The 16,245-nt window shown below is 38.7% G+C and carries 14 protein-coding genes; 8 read left to right on the plus strand and 6 right to left on the minus strand.

Features of this window, described 5'->3' with window-relative positions:
• Positions 1-120 precede the first annotated feature (120 nt).
• Both GGQ60_RS17935 and GGQ60_RS17940 read right to left on the minus strand, forming a co-directional pair.
• Positions 121-2,556: an outer membrane beta-barrel protein gene (locus tag GGQ60_RS17935; protein ID WP_183766908.1), complete on the minus strand. Its 2,436-nt coding sequence runs from the start codon at positions 2,554-2,556 to the stop codon at positions 121-123.
• 321 nt (positions 2,557-2,877) lie between these two features.
• A complete protein-coding gene (locus tag GGQ60_RS17940; protein WP_183766910.1) occupies positions 2,878-4,560 on the minus strand; it encodes a DUF8614 domain-containing protein in 1,683 nt (560 codons plus the stop codon).
• Positions 4,561-4,673: 113 nt separating this feature from the next.
• Here GGQ60_RS17940 and GGQ60_RS17945 point away from each other — a divergent pair, with 113 nt between their 5' ends.
• Entirely contained in the window at positions 4,674-5,510 is an 837-nt protein-coding gene (locus tag GGQ60_RS17945; protein WP_183766913.1) for an N-acetylmuramoyl-L-alanine amidase, read from the plus strand.
• 225 nt (positions 5,511-5,735) lie between these two features.
• Here the strand turns inward: GGQ60_RS17945 and GGQ60_RS17950 are convergent, their stop codons facing one another.
• Positions 5,736-7,391, minus strand: a complete 1,656-nt coding sequence (locus GGQ60_RS17950; protein ID WP_183766915.1) for a glutamine--tRNA ligase/YqeY domain fusion protein — start codon at positions 7,389-7,391, stop codon at positions 5,736-5,738.
• Positions 7,392-7,649: 258 nt separating this feature from the next.
• On the opposite strand from GGQ60_RS17950, the gene GGQ60_RS17955 reads away from it, so the two are divergent.
• The 7 genes from GGQ60_RS17955 to GGQ60_RS17985 all read left to right on the plus strand — a co-directional run bounded on the left by GGQ60_RS17955 (position 7,650) and on the right by GGQ60_RS17985 (position 12,734).
• A complete protein-coding gene (locus GGQ60_RS17955) occupies positions 7,650-8,072 on the plus strand; it encodes a cobalamin B12-binding domain-containing protein (protein WP_229685146.1) in 423 nt (140 codons plus the stop codon).
• Positions 8,073-8,075: 3 nt separating this feature from the next.
• Entirely contained in the window at positions 8,076-8,855 is a 780-nt protein-coding gene (locus tag GGQ60_RS17960; RefSeq protein WP_183766917.1) for an enoyl-CoA hydratase/isomerase family protein, read from the plus strand.
• A gap of 150 nt (positions 8,856-9,005) precedes the next feature.
• Positions 9,006-10,424: a sigma-54-dependent transcriptional regulator gene (locus GGQ60_RS17965; protein WP_183766919.1), complete on the plus strand. Its 1,419-nt coding sequence runs from the start codon at positions 9,006-9,008 to the stop codon at positions 10,422-10,424.
• Between the two features lie 65 nt (positions 10,425-10,489).
• Positions 10,490-11,539 carry an AI-2E family transporter gene (locus GGQ60_RS17970; protein ID WP_183766921.1) on the plus strand — a complete coding sequence of 350 codons (1,050 nt, stop codon included), beginning with the start codon at positions 10,490-10,492 and terminating at the stop codon, positions 11,537-11,539.
• Positions 11,540-11,614: 75 nt separating this feature from the next.
• Positions 11,615-11,881, plus strand: a complete 267-nt coding sequence (locus GGQ60_RS17975) for a YtxH domain-containing protein (protein ID WP_057930800.1) — start codon at positions 11,615-11,617, stop codon at positions 11,879-11,881.
• 51 nt (positions 11,882-11,932) lie between these two features.
• The gene (locus GGQ60_RS17980; protein ID WP_183766923.1) at positions 11,933-12,310 is read left to right on the plus strand and encodes a phage holin family protein; all 378 of its coding nucleotides are present in this window, start codon (positions 11,933-11,935) and stop codon (positions 12,308-12,310) included.
• Entirely contained in the window at positions 12,297-12,734 is a 438-nt protein-coding gene (locus tag GGQ60_RS17985) for a hypothetical protein (RefSeq protein WP_183766925.1), read from the plus strand. Before GGQ60_RS17980 ends, GGQ60_RS17985 begins: the two co-directional genes overlap by 14 nt.
• Positions 12,735-12,938: 204 nt before the next feature.
• Here the strand turns inward: GGQ60_RS17985 and aspS are convergent, their stop codons facing one another.
• The 3 genes from aspS to GGQ60_RS18000 all read right to left on the minus strand — a co-directional run bounded on the left by aspS (position 12,939) and on the right by GGQ60_RS18000 (position 15,778).
• Positions 12,939-14,684, minus strand: a complete 1,746-nt coding sequence (gene aspS, locus GGQ60_RS17990; RefSeq protein WP_183766926.1) for an aspartate--tRNA ligase — start codon at positions 14,682-14,684, stop codon at positions 12,939-12,941.
• A gap of 92 nt (positions 14,685-14,776) precedes the next feature.
• Positions 14,777-15,361 (minus strand): DUF6882 domain-containing protein, encoded by a 585-nt coding sequence (locus GGQ60_RS17995; RefSeq protein WP_221235990.1) that lies wholly within the window; start codon positions 15,359-15,361, stop codon positions 14,777-14,779.
• A gap of 12 nt (positions 15,362-15,373) precedes the next feature.
• Complete coding sequence (locus GGQ60_RS18000) at positions 15,374-15,778, minus strand: hypothetical protein (RefSeq protein WP_183766927.1); 405 nt, start codon at positions 15,776-15,778, stop codon at positions 15,374-15,376.
• Positions 15,779-16,245 lie beyond the last annotated feature (467 nt).

Raw genomic sequence — 16,245 nt, forward strand, 5'->3', positions numbered from 1 at the left:
CGAAAACCACGGAGTGCTCAGCGAAGCTAAATCTATCTAAATAGATTTCTCCATTTCGCTGCGCTCCGGTCGAAAAGACGATCGATTTTTGGAATGATGAACATTACGTTAATTAACTTACTAATTCTTCATTCTTCCCTGTTCTGCTTCGGTACCTGTTGAGCGGCGACGGGCAGGTTTAATCTCATTTTTGCCGAAACGATAGGTAAAACTGATCCGGCCAATGCGTGTCTCGTTTTTTTGATGTACCGTATAGGTTAAACCCGGATAGGCACTTGATAAATTGTTTTCGGATATATTAAATACATCTGATAGGGCCAGTTTTAAACTTGCTTTTTTATTGAGCAGCGATTTGCTTAAACCTGCATCAACATAATAACGGGCTTTTAAACTTAAAGTACCGTAATCAAGCGGGGACTCGTAGCTGCCATTTATTTCTGCTGTAAAACCATCCATAATGGTGAAGGTTTGCTGAGATTTAAACTGGAACGACGTTTTTCCGGTGTTCAATGCCCTGCCTGCTAAATCAGGAGCCTCAAATTTCAGGTGAAAAACATTTAAATTATTATTGGTCTGCCACCATTTCGTAATCTGTACAGGCACATTCAAATTGGCATTATAGCTGATGTTTGTGGCAATATTGGCATTGGTTTGATATAATGATTGATTCGCAGCATCAGGCAAAATTACTTCAGCAATTACATCGTTAACCCTGCTATAGCCTATAGAGAGCATATATTTTTGCAATAGGGTGTAACTAAGCTCAAAATTGTGTGTATACTGTGGGTTTAAAAATGGATTCCCTTTACTATAGGTAAACTCGTCTAGGTAATAAATAAAGGGATTTAAAGCATCATAACTTGGCCGATCTATCCTTCTGCTGTAAGAAAAACCTAACTGGTTGTTTTTTGAAAGCGTTTGCTGAACAAAAAATGTTGGAAAGAAATCCCAGTAATTTCGTTCTACAACGTTGTTTTTGGTAATCAAATTTCCTTTCGAATTGGTTTGCTCAACCCTTAAGCCAATCTGTACGCTGGTATTTTTAAACTGTTTGTTTATATTGGTATAAGCAGCATTTACATTTTCATCGTATATAAATTGGTTGCTTCTTTTTACGTCATTTTGCCAGGCATTATTTACGAACTCTTCGGCCTGCAAATCGTTATCAGTTTTAACCCAACTACTTTTAACTCCCGCTTCGAGTTTAACCGTTTTATTGAGTGAAACATTATAATCTATTTTAAAAGCCTTAATGTCAATTATCGAAGGAGTGTTGTTGCGGGTATACCTGATTGGGCGGATCCTGTCTCCATTTTGAAACCGATAATCATTTTCATAATCGGAACCATCGTTTCCTTTGTATTTAGAATAATCTACATCTGCCGAGATTTCAGAACCCGCCGTATCCAGAATAGACTTATAATTTAAGTTATAAGAAACATTATTGTATTTGTTGGTCTGCAATGAGTTGGTTATCAGGCTTGAATCGACCTGGTTAAAAGAGGGACCGATTAAAGTATTGTTCGCATTAGTTTCATTTCCATGGTTAAAGTAGCCATTTACCAATACCCCTATCGTATTCTTTTTATCAATAAAGTAATCAATGCCTGCTTTGAAGTTGTTATTCTGCTGCTTTCTATGGCTGTTACCTACCTGCATAAAATAAGTATCGGGTGTTCCGTTCGATATGCGATCGATGGCAATGAGGTTATCGCGCTCATTTCTTCCATAATTATAATTGCCGAAAAGATTCAGTTTTTGTGTTCGATGGTTAAGGTTTAAACCGGCATTTCCCCTAAAGTTTTTGCCATAACCGGCAGTTCCGCTTAAACTGCCATTGGTTCCGCCGTTTTTATTTTTTTTCGTTTTGATATTGATAATACCCGAGTTGCCGGAGGCATCGTATTTTGAAGAGGGATTGGTAATCAGTTCAATGCTTTCTATTTCAGAGCTCTGCATGTTGCGTAGCAGGTTCGCTACATCAGCACTGCTCATATAAGTTTGTTTTCCATCCAATTGAATTAATACACCCTGTTTACCCATCATCGAAATCTTATCATTCTGATCTACCGTTACGCCTGGTGCTTTCTGTAAAACCTCGAGCGCGGTAGAACCTGTCATAATCGCACTGTTGGAAACATTCATCACAATCTTATCCATTTTCCTTTCGATTAATGGTTTGGTGACGGCAATATTTACTTCTTTTAGGTTTTGTGTATTGGCAATAAGCCGGGCCGTTCCGAAATCTGCTTTTTGATTATCTGCTGTTAGAACAATGGTTTTACTTTTAAGCGTTTGATAGCCCATGCTACTGGCTTTATAATAATAGCTTCCCTTCTCGCGGACATTAAAATTAAATGTTCCGCTTGGATCGGTAAAAGCCGTTTTAACCACACTCGAATCGGCCGCTTTAAAGAGCACCACGGTAACGTAATCTGCAGGTTTTTGGGCTTCGTCTAAAATTACTCCACTAATATTAGGTTTAGGGTTGGTTTGTGCAAAGCCCGCTGTAGCGGTAAAAATAAGTGCAAATAGTATGCTGTAAAATAGTTTCATTTTTAGGCTTTTATTCTTAAAAAAATGGGCAAAAAAATCTCTATACCGCAGGTGCCTGCGATGTCAATTTAATTGCTTGCTTATTTTAAAGTTTAGTCGGAAATGAAAGATCTCCGTTGCTTAGTTATAGATAAGACGACCGTTTTTTGAAAAGGTTACAGCGATTTTGAAAAAGTCCGAAGTTGGGAGTCTGAAGTATATAACGCGTAACCTTAACGTGGTTTTCCCAATAAACTAATGACCAATGTGCTATCAAAAAAAAGCCACAGATCAACAGGTTTACTCCTGCCTTTCCATGGCCTTTAATTCCTTGCGGGGATATTATTTCATCCCCAACACATCTACACCCTGTTCAAAAACAACATCAACAGGAATATTCTTTTTGGTTAACCGTTCTAGATCTGTCTGCAATTCCGGATGGATAATTGCTTTTTCTTTCTGCGCTTTTTCAACCGCGGCTTTATCACCATTACCTTGAAGGGTAAGAATAAACGCACTTAAATCGTTCATGGCAGTTGCAAATTTTTCGAAGTTTACTTTGTAAGTGCCCTTAGTTGTACGCTCAAAAGCACCTTTTTCCTGAAAATAATTAAAGCACTGCATGTTTGCTTTTCCGTGTGCTTCAGAAACGCCAAAGCGTACTGAACGTAAAATGCCGGCCATAAACGTGGTATAATAATCTCTTATATCGCCCTTTAACTCACCTTTTTTGAGTAAACCGGTTACCATGTACAAACCTAATATATCGGCCTTACCTTCTTCCAGCCAGCTGTATTGTTCTTTTAATGCAGCACGCACATAACCTTTACCGGTAATGGTCTTTTTAATTCCTAAACCATGGGCAACTTCGTGAAACATGACGTTTGCAAAAAAAGCATCAAACTTAATATACTGCTGCTGGTCGGCTTCAATTAATTCTTTTGATATCGGTACCAGGATCTTATCAAATTTGGCCTGCATTGCATTTTTCAGTTGCGAACGGCGTGTACCTTTTTCCTGTTGAATTTTTTCATCGTTCGGGAGATTAACAGCGATGGTTTTCGAACCCGCATTACAGTCTCCGGCGTAGTAAACCACATCATAAGCATTTAACTCAGAGTCGGTTCCGGGTGTTTCTGTTTTGTATTTTGCCGCCACAGGCAGGTTTTTCTGTAATTCAGGAAGCATTTTTACATACTTCGCCAAACGTTTGCTCCACTCCTTATCTTTGATTAAAACATAAGCTTCGTAACTGGTACGGGCATTAAAGAGTTTATCTTCGTAATTTTCAATCGGGCCGATAATGATATCTAAACCGTTGGTTTTCATGTCTAACCAGGCATAATCACTTGCGGTAAAATTATCGGTCACCAAAGCATCGGCCCTTAAGTTTAAATATTTCTTTAAACCGGCATCCTCAGCAATGAGCGCGGCCTGTTTTAACAATGAGCTTGCTTTTTGTAACTCTGAAGCAAATAATACATGATAAGGTACTGTTGATAATTTGCCAGTACTGTCTTTCTGAACAACAGAGTATGCGCCGAATTTATCGTTAAGGTCCGATTTTTCTATGGCTTCTTTTGTAATTCCGTAGGGATAAAAATATGACCCTTCCGGCTTGGTACCAACCCCTTCAACAAACGGTTTATCGTTATTTAACCTATCCCATGGACCATAGTTGATGTTGACAAATTCGCGCGTCTTTTCATCTTTAATAGTTGCCAGCAAACTATCTCTTTGCGGGTACGCTTGTTTCCAGTAAAGTTGATCCATAATTTCCGCTGCCTGAATTAACAAAGGCAAGATTTTACGGTCGTTAACACTTAACTGATTAATATTGGTGGTTAATTTTACCTTTTCGTAGATGGGCAAGCGTTGGGCAACATAATTGATAAGGCTGTCTTTTTGTACTGTAACAGTTTTTTCATCTTTAGATTTATTGTTATTGCCGGTACAAGACGGTAAGGTGCCAATTGAAATAGCTATTGCCGATAAAAACAGGGTTGATCTGTATAAATTCTTCATATTAAAGTATATCGCTGCTAAATTAGTAAAATTTGAAAGCTTTGTATAAAGTTTGATGCATTGGACGAAGTTTAACATAAGTTTGTACCTTCGAATAGCTAACCGTTCATGTTATGTTATTTTCCAGGTCATCAAAATCTTTATCTATCTCCGCTTTTGTTCTTGTGCTTATGTGCTCAGCCTGTGGAAGCAGCAAATATGCTGTAACAGAAAAAATCTATAAGGAAAAGGCAAAAGATTTTGCGAAAATCATAAACGCCGCGCCACCTGTTGGCCAACTTTACGATTCATTGGGTGCAGCAAACCAGGAATGGGTCGGTTCAGTAAATTTTGGGATCCGTAAACCCAATTTTGTGGTGATCCATCATACCGCACAGGATAGCTTGGCGCAAACGATCAAGACATTCTTCTCAACCAAGGCCGGTACCAGTGCACATTACGTCATCAGTCGCGATGGTAAGGTGGTACATATGGTAAACGATTACCTGCGTGCAAACCATGCCGGAATAAGTAAATGGGGTAAAGATACCGACCTTAATTCTTCGTCGATCGGTATTGAGCTGGATAATAATGGCTTAACAGACCCATGGCCAGATGCGCAGATTAATAGCCTGCTTAAACTTTTAGCTACCCTGAAAAAAACTTACAGCATTCCAACGGCTAATTTTATTGGTCATGCAGATATTGCGCCTAAACGTAAAAACGATCCAAAAAATTTCCCGTGGAAAAAACTGGCCGATAAAGGTTTTGGTTATTGGTATGATGATGTACTGAAAAATCCACCGGTAGATTTTAATACCGAAATGGCTTTAAGATATATTGGTTATGATACGAGCAACCTGCCTGCTGCAATTACTGCATTTAAAATTCATTTTATCCAGAGCGATATCACACCAACTTTAACACCTGTTGATATTTTAGTGTTGTATAATGTTTATACGAAGTATTAAGGGGTAGAGTGGAGCGTTTGGCGGTTAGCGGAAATTACCTGGAAAGCCGGAAGACCGGGCTCAGAAGTTTAGTTGCGGTTAATAATGGAAGATGTTGAATGGATAATGAAATTATTCCGCACCATACCCACTAATGACAAATGAACCCTTGAGCCAACAAAAAAAGCACAGACAAATCACCAATTAGTGTTCATCTGTGCCTATCTGTGGCCAAAATAGCTAAAGCTAGTTTGGTTTCTTAAACGTATCTTTTAAGGTAACTGTACGGTTAAATACCAGTTTGTCTGCCGTAGAATCTTTATCTAAACAGAAATACCCTTTACGGATAAACTGATAACGGCCATCTAAACCGGCATCTGCTAAAGCAGGCTCGATATAAGCATTAGGCAATACAATTAAACTCTCAGGGTTTAAATAATCTTTAAAATCACCTTCTTCTGCATCTGGCGTTTCTGAAGTAAACAAACGGTCGTACAGCCTGATTTCGGCAGTTTTAGCGTGTGGCGCACTTACCCAATGAATGGTTCCTTTAACGTTAATTCCACTGGTATCGCTTCCGCTTTTAGATTCAGGAATATAAGAACAACGGATTTCGGTAACGTTTCCGTTTTCATCTTTCACAAAATCTTCGCATTTTACAATGTAAGCAAATTTTAAGCGTACCATTGCTCCTGGTGCCAAACGGAACCATTTCTTTGCCGGTACTTCCATAAAATCTTCGCGTTCGATCCAAAGTTCTTTGCTAAAAGGAATTACACGTGTGCCTCCGCCATCTTCAGCTTCCGGATTGTTTTCGCCGATTAGATCTTCTTCCCCTTTTTCGTAATTGGTAATCACCAGCTTAATGGGATCTAAAACCGCCATGACACGGTTAGCCGTTTTATTGAGGTCTTCGCGGATACAGAATTCCAGCAAGCTCAGTTCTATTAAGTTTTCGCGCTTGGCAATACCGATGCGCTCACAAAACTCACGGATACTTTTTGGCGTAAACCCTCTTCTGCGAAGGCCCGAAATGGTAGGCATGCGCGGATCGTCCCAACCGCTTACCAGCTTTTCGTTAACCAGCTGCAGCAGCTTCCGCTTACTCATTACCGTACTGGTTAGGTTCAAACGCGCAAATTCGTATTGCTTTGAAGGGAAAATCTCCAGTTTTTCGATAAACCAATCGTACAGTTCGCGGTGCGAAACGTACTCCAGTGTACAGATGGAATGTGTGATGTTTTCGATACTGTCACTTTGGCCATGTGCAAAATCGTACATGGGATAAATGCACCATTTGTTACCTGTACGGTGATGTTCGGCATGTTTAATACGGTACATAATCGGGTCGCGCATTAACATGTTCGGACTGGCCATATCGATTTTTGCCCTCAAAATATAGGCGCCATCCGGAAATTCGCCATTTTTCATTTTCGTAAAAATAGCTAAGTTTTCTTCGATGCTCCGGTTGCGGTATGGACTGTCCTTTCCCGGTTCAGTCGGCGTACCTTTCAGCGCGGCAATTTCATCTGCAGAACTCTCATCAACATAAGCCAAACCTTTTTCGATCAGCTTAACTGCAAAACCATATAACTCATCAAAATAATCTGAAGCATATAATTCATTTTTCCAGTTAAAACCCAACCACCTGATATCCTCTTGCTGGCTGTTCACATATTCTGTTTTTTCAGTAACCGGATTGGTATCATCAAAACGCAGATTGGTATAGCCGCCGTATTTTTGTGTTAGTCCGAAATTTAAGCATATTGCTTTCGCATGGCCGATGTGTAAATAACCATTAGGTTCGGGCGGGAAACGCGTAACCAAAGTTTCATACTTGCCACTATTTAAGTCGTTCTCAACAATTTCTTCAATAAAGTTCAATGACTTCTCTTCACTCATAAAAACCTGTAAATTAGGAATGCAAATGTAAAAAGATTGAGCGGATTTATGCAATGATTATAGGTTTATTAGCCTATAGTTGATAGTTGATAGCCCAGAACTTCATTATAGTGCTATGAAAGAACAAATATGTTAGTATTATAGGCAAATTCGTCATCGAAACTCGCAACTATGAACAATGAGCCATCAACCCATTATGCTTTTTCCTATTTCTCAATTACCTAATAAAATCGATACATTTACATCAACTTAATATGAATGATGAGCAAAGTATTAAATCGGCCAATCCGCGTTTTAGTTGCTAAGGTTGGATTGGATGGTCACGACAGGGGGGCCAAAGTAATCGCAACTTCTTTACGCGATGCAGGAATGGAGGTCATTTATACCGGTCTGCGTCAAACACCGGAAATGGTGGTCAACACTGCACTACAGGAAGATGTTGATGCCATTGGGATTTCCATCTTATCAGGTGCGCATATGACTGTTTTTCCAAAGATTATACAATTTATGAAAGAAAAACAACTGGATGACGTTTTATTAACCGGTGGAGGCATTATCCCTGAGGCAGATCGATTGAAGCTTGCAGATATGGGTGTTGGAGAACTCTTTCCTCCCGGTACAACAATGGCAAGTATTGTAGAATATATTCAGAATTGGGTTTCAGAAAACAGAAATTTTTAAGCTATGGCATACCAGAATTTAATTTCAGAAATAAAAGAAAACATTTTATACATTACTATCAACCGTGAAAAGGCACTAAATGCTTTAAATAAAGATACTTTAACCGAACTGGCAGATGTAATTGCATTCGCAAACAAAACCGAACAGGTAAGAGGCGTTATTTTAACCGGTGCAGGCGAAAAGGCTTTTGTTGCAGGGGCCGACATTAAAGAGTTTTCTGGTTATAATGGCGAACAGGGAGAAGATTTGGCAAAACGTGGCCAGGATCTGGTTTTTAATGCCATTGAAAATTCTTCAAAGCCATTTATTGCAGCGATTAACGGCTTTGCTTTAGGTGGAGGACTGGAGTTGGCAATGGCCTGCCACATGCGCATTGCATCAGACAATGCCAAATTGGGTTTACCTGAAGTTACTTTAGGGTTAATTCCGGGTTATGGGGGTACCCAGCGCCTTACACAGTTGGTTGGAAAGGGAAAAGCAATAGAAATGATTACAACGGCAACTATGGTTACGGCCTCGGATGCGGAAAAAATAGGTCTTGTAAATGATGTTGTTCCACAAGCTGATCTGATTAGCAAAGCTGAAGAAATACTGAATGTAATTAAGCAACGCGCACCATTGGCCATTTCGGCTGCAATAAAATCGGTAATTGCCGCTGTAAATAATGGCGATGGCTACCTTACCGAAATAAAAGAATTTGGAAAATGCTTCGAAACTGCCGATTTTAAAGAAGGTGTTACCGCATTTGTTGAAAAGAGAAAAGCTAATTTCACCGGAAAGTAGTAAGTGTGTAGTATTAATTTGATGATTTAGGTCGTGAAATTATTGCAAAAGTTTTCCAAAACAATTTTTTTTGAGTAATTTGTGTGTTATTCATTAACTGGCCTTTAACGTAGACACGGTTACATATAGGCCTTTATAATAACGCTACTCATGAAAAAGAAGGTACTCATTGTTGACGATGAAATCAGCATCGGTTTATTGCTATCCAAATTTCTAACTAAAAATGGATTTGAAGTTTCTAATGTAACAACCGGCAGAGGTGTTCTGCAAATTCTTGAAAAAGAGAAGTTCGATTTGGTGTTATGCGATTATCGCTTGGATGATACTGATGGGAAAGAGATTTTAATCCACATTAAAGAAAACTATCCGGCCACTGGTGTAATCATTATTACAGGTTATTCGGATATTAAGCTTGCTGTAGAATTAATAAAACTGGGCGCTTTCGATTATATTGTGAAACCGCTTTACCCGGATGAAATTTTAAATACCATAACCAAAGCCCTTGAAGCACAGGAAGATTTAAAATCACCTCAAAATTTCGAACATGCAGGTGGTAACCCTATTTCCGATTTTCAGGAGTGTCCTGAATATATAAATGGCGAAAGCGATGCTTCGGTGCTTTTGCTGAAACAAATTCAGCTCATCGCGCCAACAGGGTATACGGTTATTTTAACAGGGAAAAGCGGAACGGGAAAAGAATGCGTGGCTAAAACCATTCACCTCAACAGTTCGCGAGGTAAAGAACCCTTCATTGCAATGGATTGTGGTTCTTTAACAAAAGATTTAGCGGCAAGTGAATTTTTTGGGCATGAGAAAGGGGCGTTTACCGGGGCTGCATTCACTAAAATTGGCCACTTTGAGCAGGCTAACGGGGGTACCTTATTTCTTGATGAGATCGGCAACCTCTCGTATGAGATTCAGGCAACTTTACTCAGAGCCGTACAGGAGCGGAAAATTAAACGGATTGGAAGTACAAAGGAGATCGATCTGGATGTGCGGCTTATTGTAGCTACAAATGAAAACTTAGTTGAAAGCATTAAGAAGGGGGCATTCAGGGAAGATTTGTATCATCGCTTTAATGAATTTGCTATCCACGTTCCATCATTGAAACACAGGGGCAATGATATCCTAATATTTGCCGAACACTTTTTAGCCACAGTAAACAAAGAATTAAATAAAGCGATTAAAGGCTTTTCTGATGAAGTAAAGGAATGTTTGTTGGCCTATCATTGGCCAGGTAATGTGCGCGAGTTGAAGAATGTGATCAGGCGCATCGCCTTATTAACTGATGGAGATTGGATAGAAACCCGTGTTTTACCTTTGGAACTTAGAATGACCGATGATACTAGGGCGCAGCAGGGAAAAAAGGTGCTTCTTTTTTCGCATGAATTAAATAATGTTAAATCACTTAATTTGCGAAATGCAGCCAAAGAAGCTGAATATACCACTATTCTGGAAGTGTTAAAGGCCGTTAATTTCAATAAAACCAAGGCAGCAAAAATTTTAAAGATCGATAGAAAAACGCTTTACAATAAAATCAAACTTATAGCGGTTGATAATGGGATATAAATTTTAAATCAAGCAAAACAAAATCAGCCATTTTAGCATTTAAAGAATACGCCTGTTTTCTAAAAATGTCAGTATTCTCCTATAAACAACGCAATAACATTAACCTGGTGATTATTATTGCACTTGGATTGTTAATTGTGTACTCCTTGCAAAGTATTTTTGGTGCCATTCTGAGTACCTTGGTCCTGTATACCATCATGAGGCCAGCTTATATTCATTTGGCTGAGAACAAGGGGTGGAATAAAAGATTAACGGCTATTTTTCTTATTGGCATTTCCGTGATATTGATTGTAATGCCTTTTTATGCGTTAAGCAGCATGGTGATCAGTAAAATTTCGGAACTGAAGAACAGCGAAGTATTCCTAAAAAACCTGCTGATTAAATTACAGCACCTTATTCCGGTTAAAATTAATCAGGATATTATTCAGGAAGGGTTAAATCGATTGGTGAATTGGGCTACCCAGCTTTTCCCATCGTTGATATCGAGTGCAGTAAATATTATATTAAGTTTGCTGGTGATGTACTTTTTACTCTACTTTATGTTAATAGAGCGAAAAAAATTCGAATTTTCATTGATTAAATATGCACCTTTCAGAGAACAGAATGCACTGCGCTTTGGTGATGAAATGCGGAATAATACCTATGCTAATGTTTTGGGCCAGGGCTTAATCTGTTTGGTACAGGGCTCATTGGTGAGTCTTTCATTTTATGTTCTGGGGTATAAAGACCCTATGTTCTGGGGGGTAATTACCGCGTTTATTTCCTTTGTACCCGTTTTAGGGCCTCCGGTTGTTTTTGTTCCGGCTGCAATTTTGCAGATTGCGAACGGAAATAATTTTGCCGGCTGGGCCATGCTTATTTTTGGTTTTGTGGTCATCATTAATATCGATAATGTGCTCAGGTTTATTATTGCAAAAAAAGTTGGCAATATTCATCCTATAATTACAGTAATTGGCGTAATTATTGGTATCCCCTTATTCGGAATATTGGGCCTTGTTTTTGGCCCGTTACTGTTATCTTATTTTATATTGCTTGTTAAGATTTACGAAACCAGTACACTGGCATCAGAAAGATTGGAAAGAATTAAAACAAATAACGAGCATACGGAGTTATAAATATAGCTTAACAATAAATAAAGTAATAGTTTTTATATTGTACTTAAATTGTTAAACCCTTAAAATACATTAATTATGAATGATAACTCAAAAGTTGTGGTGGCACTTTTAGCAGGATTAGCTGCCGGTGCAGCATTAGGAATTTTGTTCGCACCAGATAAAGGTGATGAAACCCGCGATAAATTAAGCCAGTCTCTAAAAGATCTGGGCGACTCTATCAAAGATAAAGCAGCTGATGAAATTAACCATCTTGCCAGCTTAAAGGATAAAGTGGTAAGCTCGATCAAAACAAAATTAAGAAGCGTAGAAGAAGAATACAGCGACGACGTAGAGCACGCTTAATCAATCATATTGCATAGCCGGGCTAATGCCCGGTTAACTATTCATCCAAATATGCAGGAAAATAAAGATAAAAGTATTGAAGATCTTGTAGACGATGCCAAAGGCTTTTTAGACGCCAGGGTAGAGTATACAAGGCTTTATATTGTAGAAAAAGCATCCAAAATTTTTGCCGATTTAGTAACCAGTACGGCATTTATAGTTTGTTTTATATTGGCCTTTTTATTTGGCTCGGTAACTTTGGCACTGTATGTATCTGATCTTTTAGGTAGCTATGCCGGAGGTTTTGGCTGCGTTTCCTTATTTTATATCCTATTGGCAATAATCGTTTATTTAACAAAGGACAAGTATATAGAAAAGGCTATTATTAATGTGGCCATTAGAAAATACTTTGATAAACTTGCAGATAAGGAGGAAGATGAGAAGCTATAAAAATATCCGGACACTGGAAGACCTGCAGGCTAAAAAGTTAGAACTTAAGGTTGAATATACCCTTAAGCAAAATATGCTTAAATCTGATACCAGTGCTTATTTTAAACAATTTACATTAGGTGCACTGATAAAAAAATATGCTACACCAAGTAACCTGTTTAAAGTCGACGAAAAATTAAATATCAGCGGAACAGCCATGTCATTGCTGTTGCCTACGTTTATGAATAAAACCATATTCAGAGGAGCTGGTTTTTTAACTAAAGCGGCTGTAGGATTGGTTTCAGGAAAAATCGGTAAATCGCTCGATGCCGAACACTTGTCGGCAATTTTTAACTCGGTTAAGAGCTGGTTCGGTAAAAAGAAAGAGAAAAAAGAAAAGAAATTTGTAGACTACGGTATTCCACCGGATAGCGAAACTTATTAGTTCAATGGTTCATTTGTCATTTGTTCATTAGTTGGCAAATTGTAGATATCCCTTCAATAAAAAAGCCTCAGAATTTAAAATGCTGAGGCTTTTTTATTGGTTTCGTTACCCTGAATTTATTTCAGGGTCTATATAGCAAGAAAAAATATGAAGGATTTGTTTGTTAACGCTGACCGATCAACTAATGGCCAATGACCAATAAACCTATAAATCCGTTTTAATTTTCAATTCTTTCAATTGTTTCTCATCAATGGTGCTCGGACTATCAATCATCACATCCCTGCCAGAGTTATTTTTAGGGAATGCGATTACATCTCGTATAGTATCCAAACCAGCAAAAATCGAAGTCAGGCGGTCGAAACCGAAAGCAATACCGCCATGCGGAGGTGCGCCAAACTCGAAAGCATCCATCAAAAAGCCAAATTGTTTTTGTGCCTCTTCTGCACTGAAGCCTAAATGTTTAAACATTAAAGCCTGCAGTTCACGGTCGTGTATACGGATAGATCCGCCACCAACTTCGGTTCCGTTAATCACTAAATCATAAGCATTGGCACGTACTTCGCCTGGTTTGCTGTCCAGTAAAGCAATATCTTCTGGTTTCGGAGAGGTAAATGGATGGTGCATTGCATGGTAGCGTCCAGTTTCCTCATCCCATTCTAAAAGTGGGAAATCCAATACCCAAAGGGCAGAAAATGTATTCTTATCACGTAAGCCCAAACGGTTACCCATTTCTAAACGCAATTCATTTAACTGTTTACGTACTTTATCGGTAGTGCCGGCCAAAATCAACAATAAATCGCCTTTTTCTGTCGCAAAAGCTTCACTCCATTGTTTCAGGTCTTCTTCGTTAAAGAATTTATCTACAGATGATTTAATGGTTCCATCATCGTTATGGCGGGCATAGATTAGACCTGTAGCACCAATCTGCGGACGTTTGATAAAATCGGTTAATTCATCCAGCTGTTTGCGGGTATAGCTTGCTGCGCCTTTTGCATTGATACCCACAACCAGTTCGGCGTTATCAAATACAGGGAAGCCTTTTCCTTTTACCAGGTTGTTAAGCTCAACAAACTGCATGGCGAAACGGGTATCAGGCTTATCCGAACCGTACAGGCGCATGGCATCTGCATATTGCATGCGCGGCACTTCTGGTAAGTCGTAATTGCGTACCTCTTTAAATAAAGTACGGATCAGTCCTTCAAAAGTGTTTAATATATCCTCCTGCTCAATGAACGACATTTCGCAATCGATCTGCGTAAACTCCGGCTGACGGTCGGCCCTTAAATCTTCATCCCTGAAACATTTTACAATCTGAAAATAACGGTCGAAGCCCGAAACCATCAATAATTGCTTGAAAGTTTGAGGTGACTGTGGCAGGGCATAAAACTCCCCCTCATTCATGCGGCTAGGGACCACAAAATCTCTTGCACCTTCTGGTGTTGATTTAATTAAAACAGGTGTTTCTACCTCAATAAAATCTAATGCATCTAAATAACGGCGAACCGATTGCGCCATTTTATGGCGTAAAACCAGGTTATTACGTACCGGGTTACGGCGTAAATCCAGGTAACGGTATTTCATGCGCAGCTCGTCGCCACCATCCGTTTCATCATCGATCATAAACGGAGGTAATTTTGCAGCATTTAAAATTTCTAAAGCAGAAACTTTAATCTCCACATCGCCGGTTGCCATTTTTGGATTTTTGTTGCTTCTCTCTACAACGGTACCAATCGCTTTAATTACGAACTCACGGCCTAATGTACGTGCAGTTTCGCAAAGTTCACGATTATCGTCCATGTTAAAAACCAACTGGGTAATACCATAACGATCGCGGATGTCGATAAAAGTCATACCGCCCAAATCTCTTGATTTTTGTACCCAACCACATAGCGTAACACTTTCGCCTAAGTTATTTAGGTTTAATGCACCACAAGTTACTGTTCTTAACATATGTATAATCTAAATTGAGCGGCAAAAATACCGATTTTGTTTTAAAGTTTAGGATAGAAGATTTTATGTTTTTTACTATTAAATTGAAACATCTACAATTGTGATTTCTTTTTGGGTAAAGAATCTACAACAGTGATCTTTTTGAAAAGCATAAATGAAAACAGTTTATTATCATTACTGGGAACACGATAAACACCTTTCGCTTTTAAAATATATGCAGAAATTGCAGCCATATCCCAGCCATCGACTATATCAGCAGACCATTCTGCATTATAGAGCCTAGTAAAGCCTCTTTTAATACCAAAAGATCTGACCGTTGCAATTTGTAGTTTTACACTTTCTTCGATAGAAGAATTGTCCCAAGCCCACAGCCATGTATTTGATGTTAATGAAACGGATCCAACTTCCTCATAGTCAATAATACCTTTTTGAACTCCCTTATCACTAAATATGAGTTTGCCGGTCGATTGGTCGTAATCCCATCTTTCATACTTTCCAATTTTATATTTTTCCTGGCAGTAGGCTTGCTGTTTTTTGAGGTATTCGCATGAAATTTTTGAAAGTTTTTCGAATGAAACTGTATCTAATAGATTGACTTTTTTTGAAATAGACCTGTTGTTACAACTTGCAAAAAACATGATAACTATTACAATATGAAAAACTAATTGTCTGGTCATGTAAACGAAGATTTAATATTTCTCTTCCAGTACAATTTCAAGGGCAATAACCTTCCATTCTCCTTTACTAATTTTCCAATGGTAGATTTCTTCAGTCTGTATGGTTTGTTTTTTAGTGAAAACAAGCAGCTTAGGCTTTAAAATAACCGATTTACGGGCTATTTTTTCGGTGAAAATACCACCCTCAACAGAGGACTTAATCCTATAATGGCTGGTTTGGATTTCTTTGATGCCGCTGAAATATTTTTTTAAATCGATGGTAAAATCACGCTTGTTTATGGTTGGTTTTTCAAAGGGGGTAAAACTCAGATCATTGCCAAACATAGCTGTATAAGCCGTCACATCTTTATTTTCTAAAGCCTGATTTGCTTTTTGGTGCAGCTCGTTTATTGCTGAAAGAATTAAATCGGTTTCCATGGCATGAAGTTAATGGTTTGTATCAGGGTTTTCAAATTAATGATGAGTTGTCAGCTGATTTTCCACAAAGGGCAAAAAAATCGGGACCATGAATTTGTCATTAATGATAAAATGTTTTTCGTTTTTTGGAAATGAAAGGGCAGCATTTCATAGACTCTGCAGCCCCGCCATTCGCTTTATCCCGATGAAAATCGGGATGTTTGCTGCTGTCGGGTTTACTAACAAAGGTCTGTTTTAATACCTTTTTGCATTGGCTGATGAAAGATTTGAGTTCCTTGCACTGGCCGGAGTTAAATAAACCTGATCGGACGGACGCCAATTTCCTTCAAATTGGCTGGAGGGAGAGCGGGACTGAAAATGCCAAAAGCAGAGAACCGTTCATTTCCTATTCCTATTAATAAATCAGCCTATTTTTTTTGGAAATGAAGGGGCTGCATTTCATAGGCTCTGCAGCCCCGCCATTCGCT

Source organism: Pedobacter zeae (genome assembly GCF_014196715.1).
Taxonomy (GTDB): Bacteria; Bacteroidota; Bacteroidia; order Sphingobacteriales; family Sphingobacteriaceae; genus Pedobacter; species Pedobacter zeae.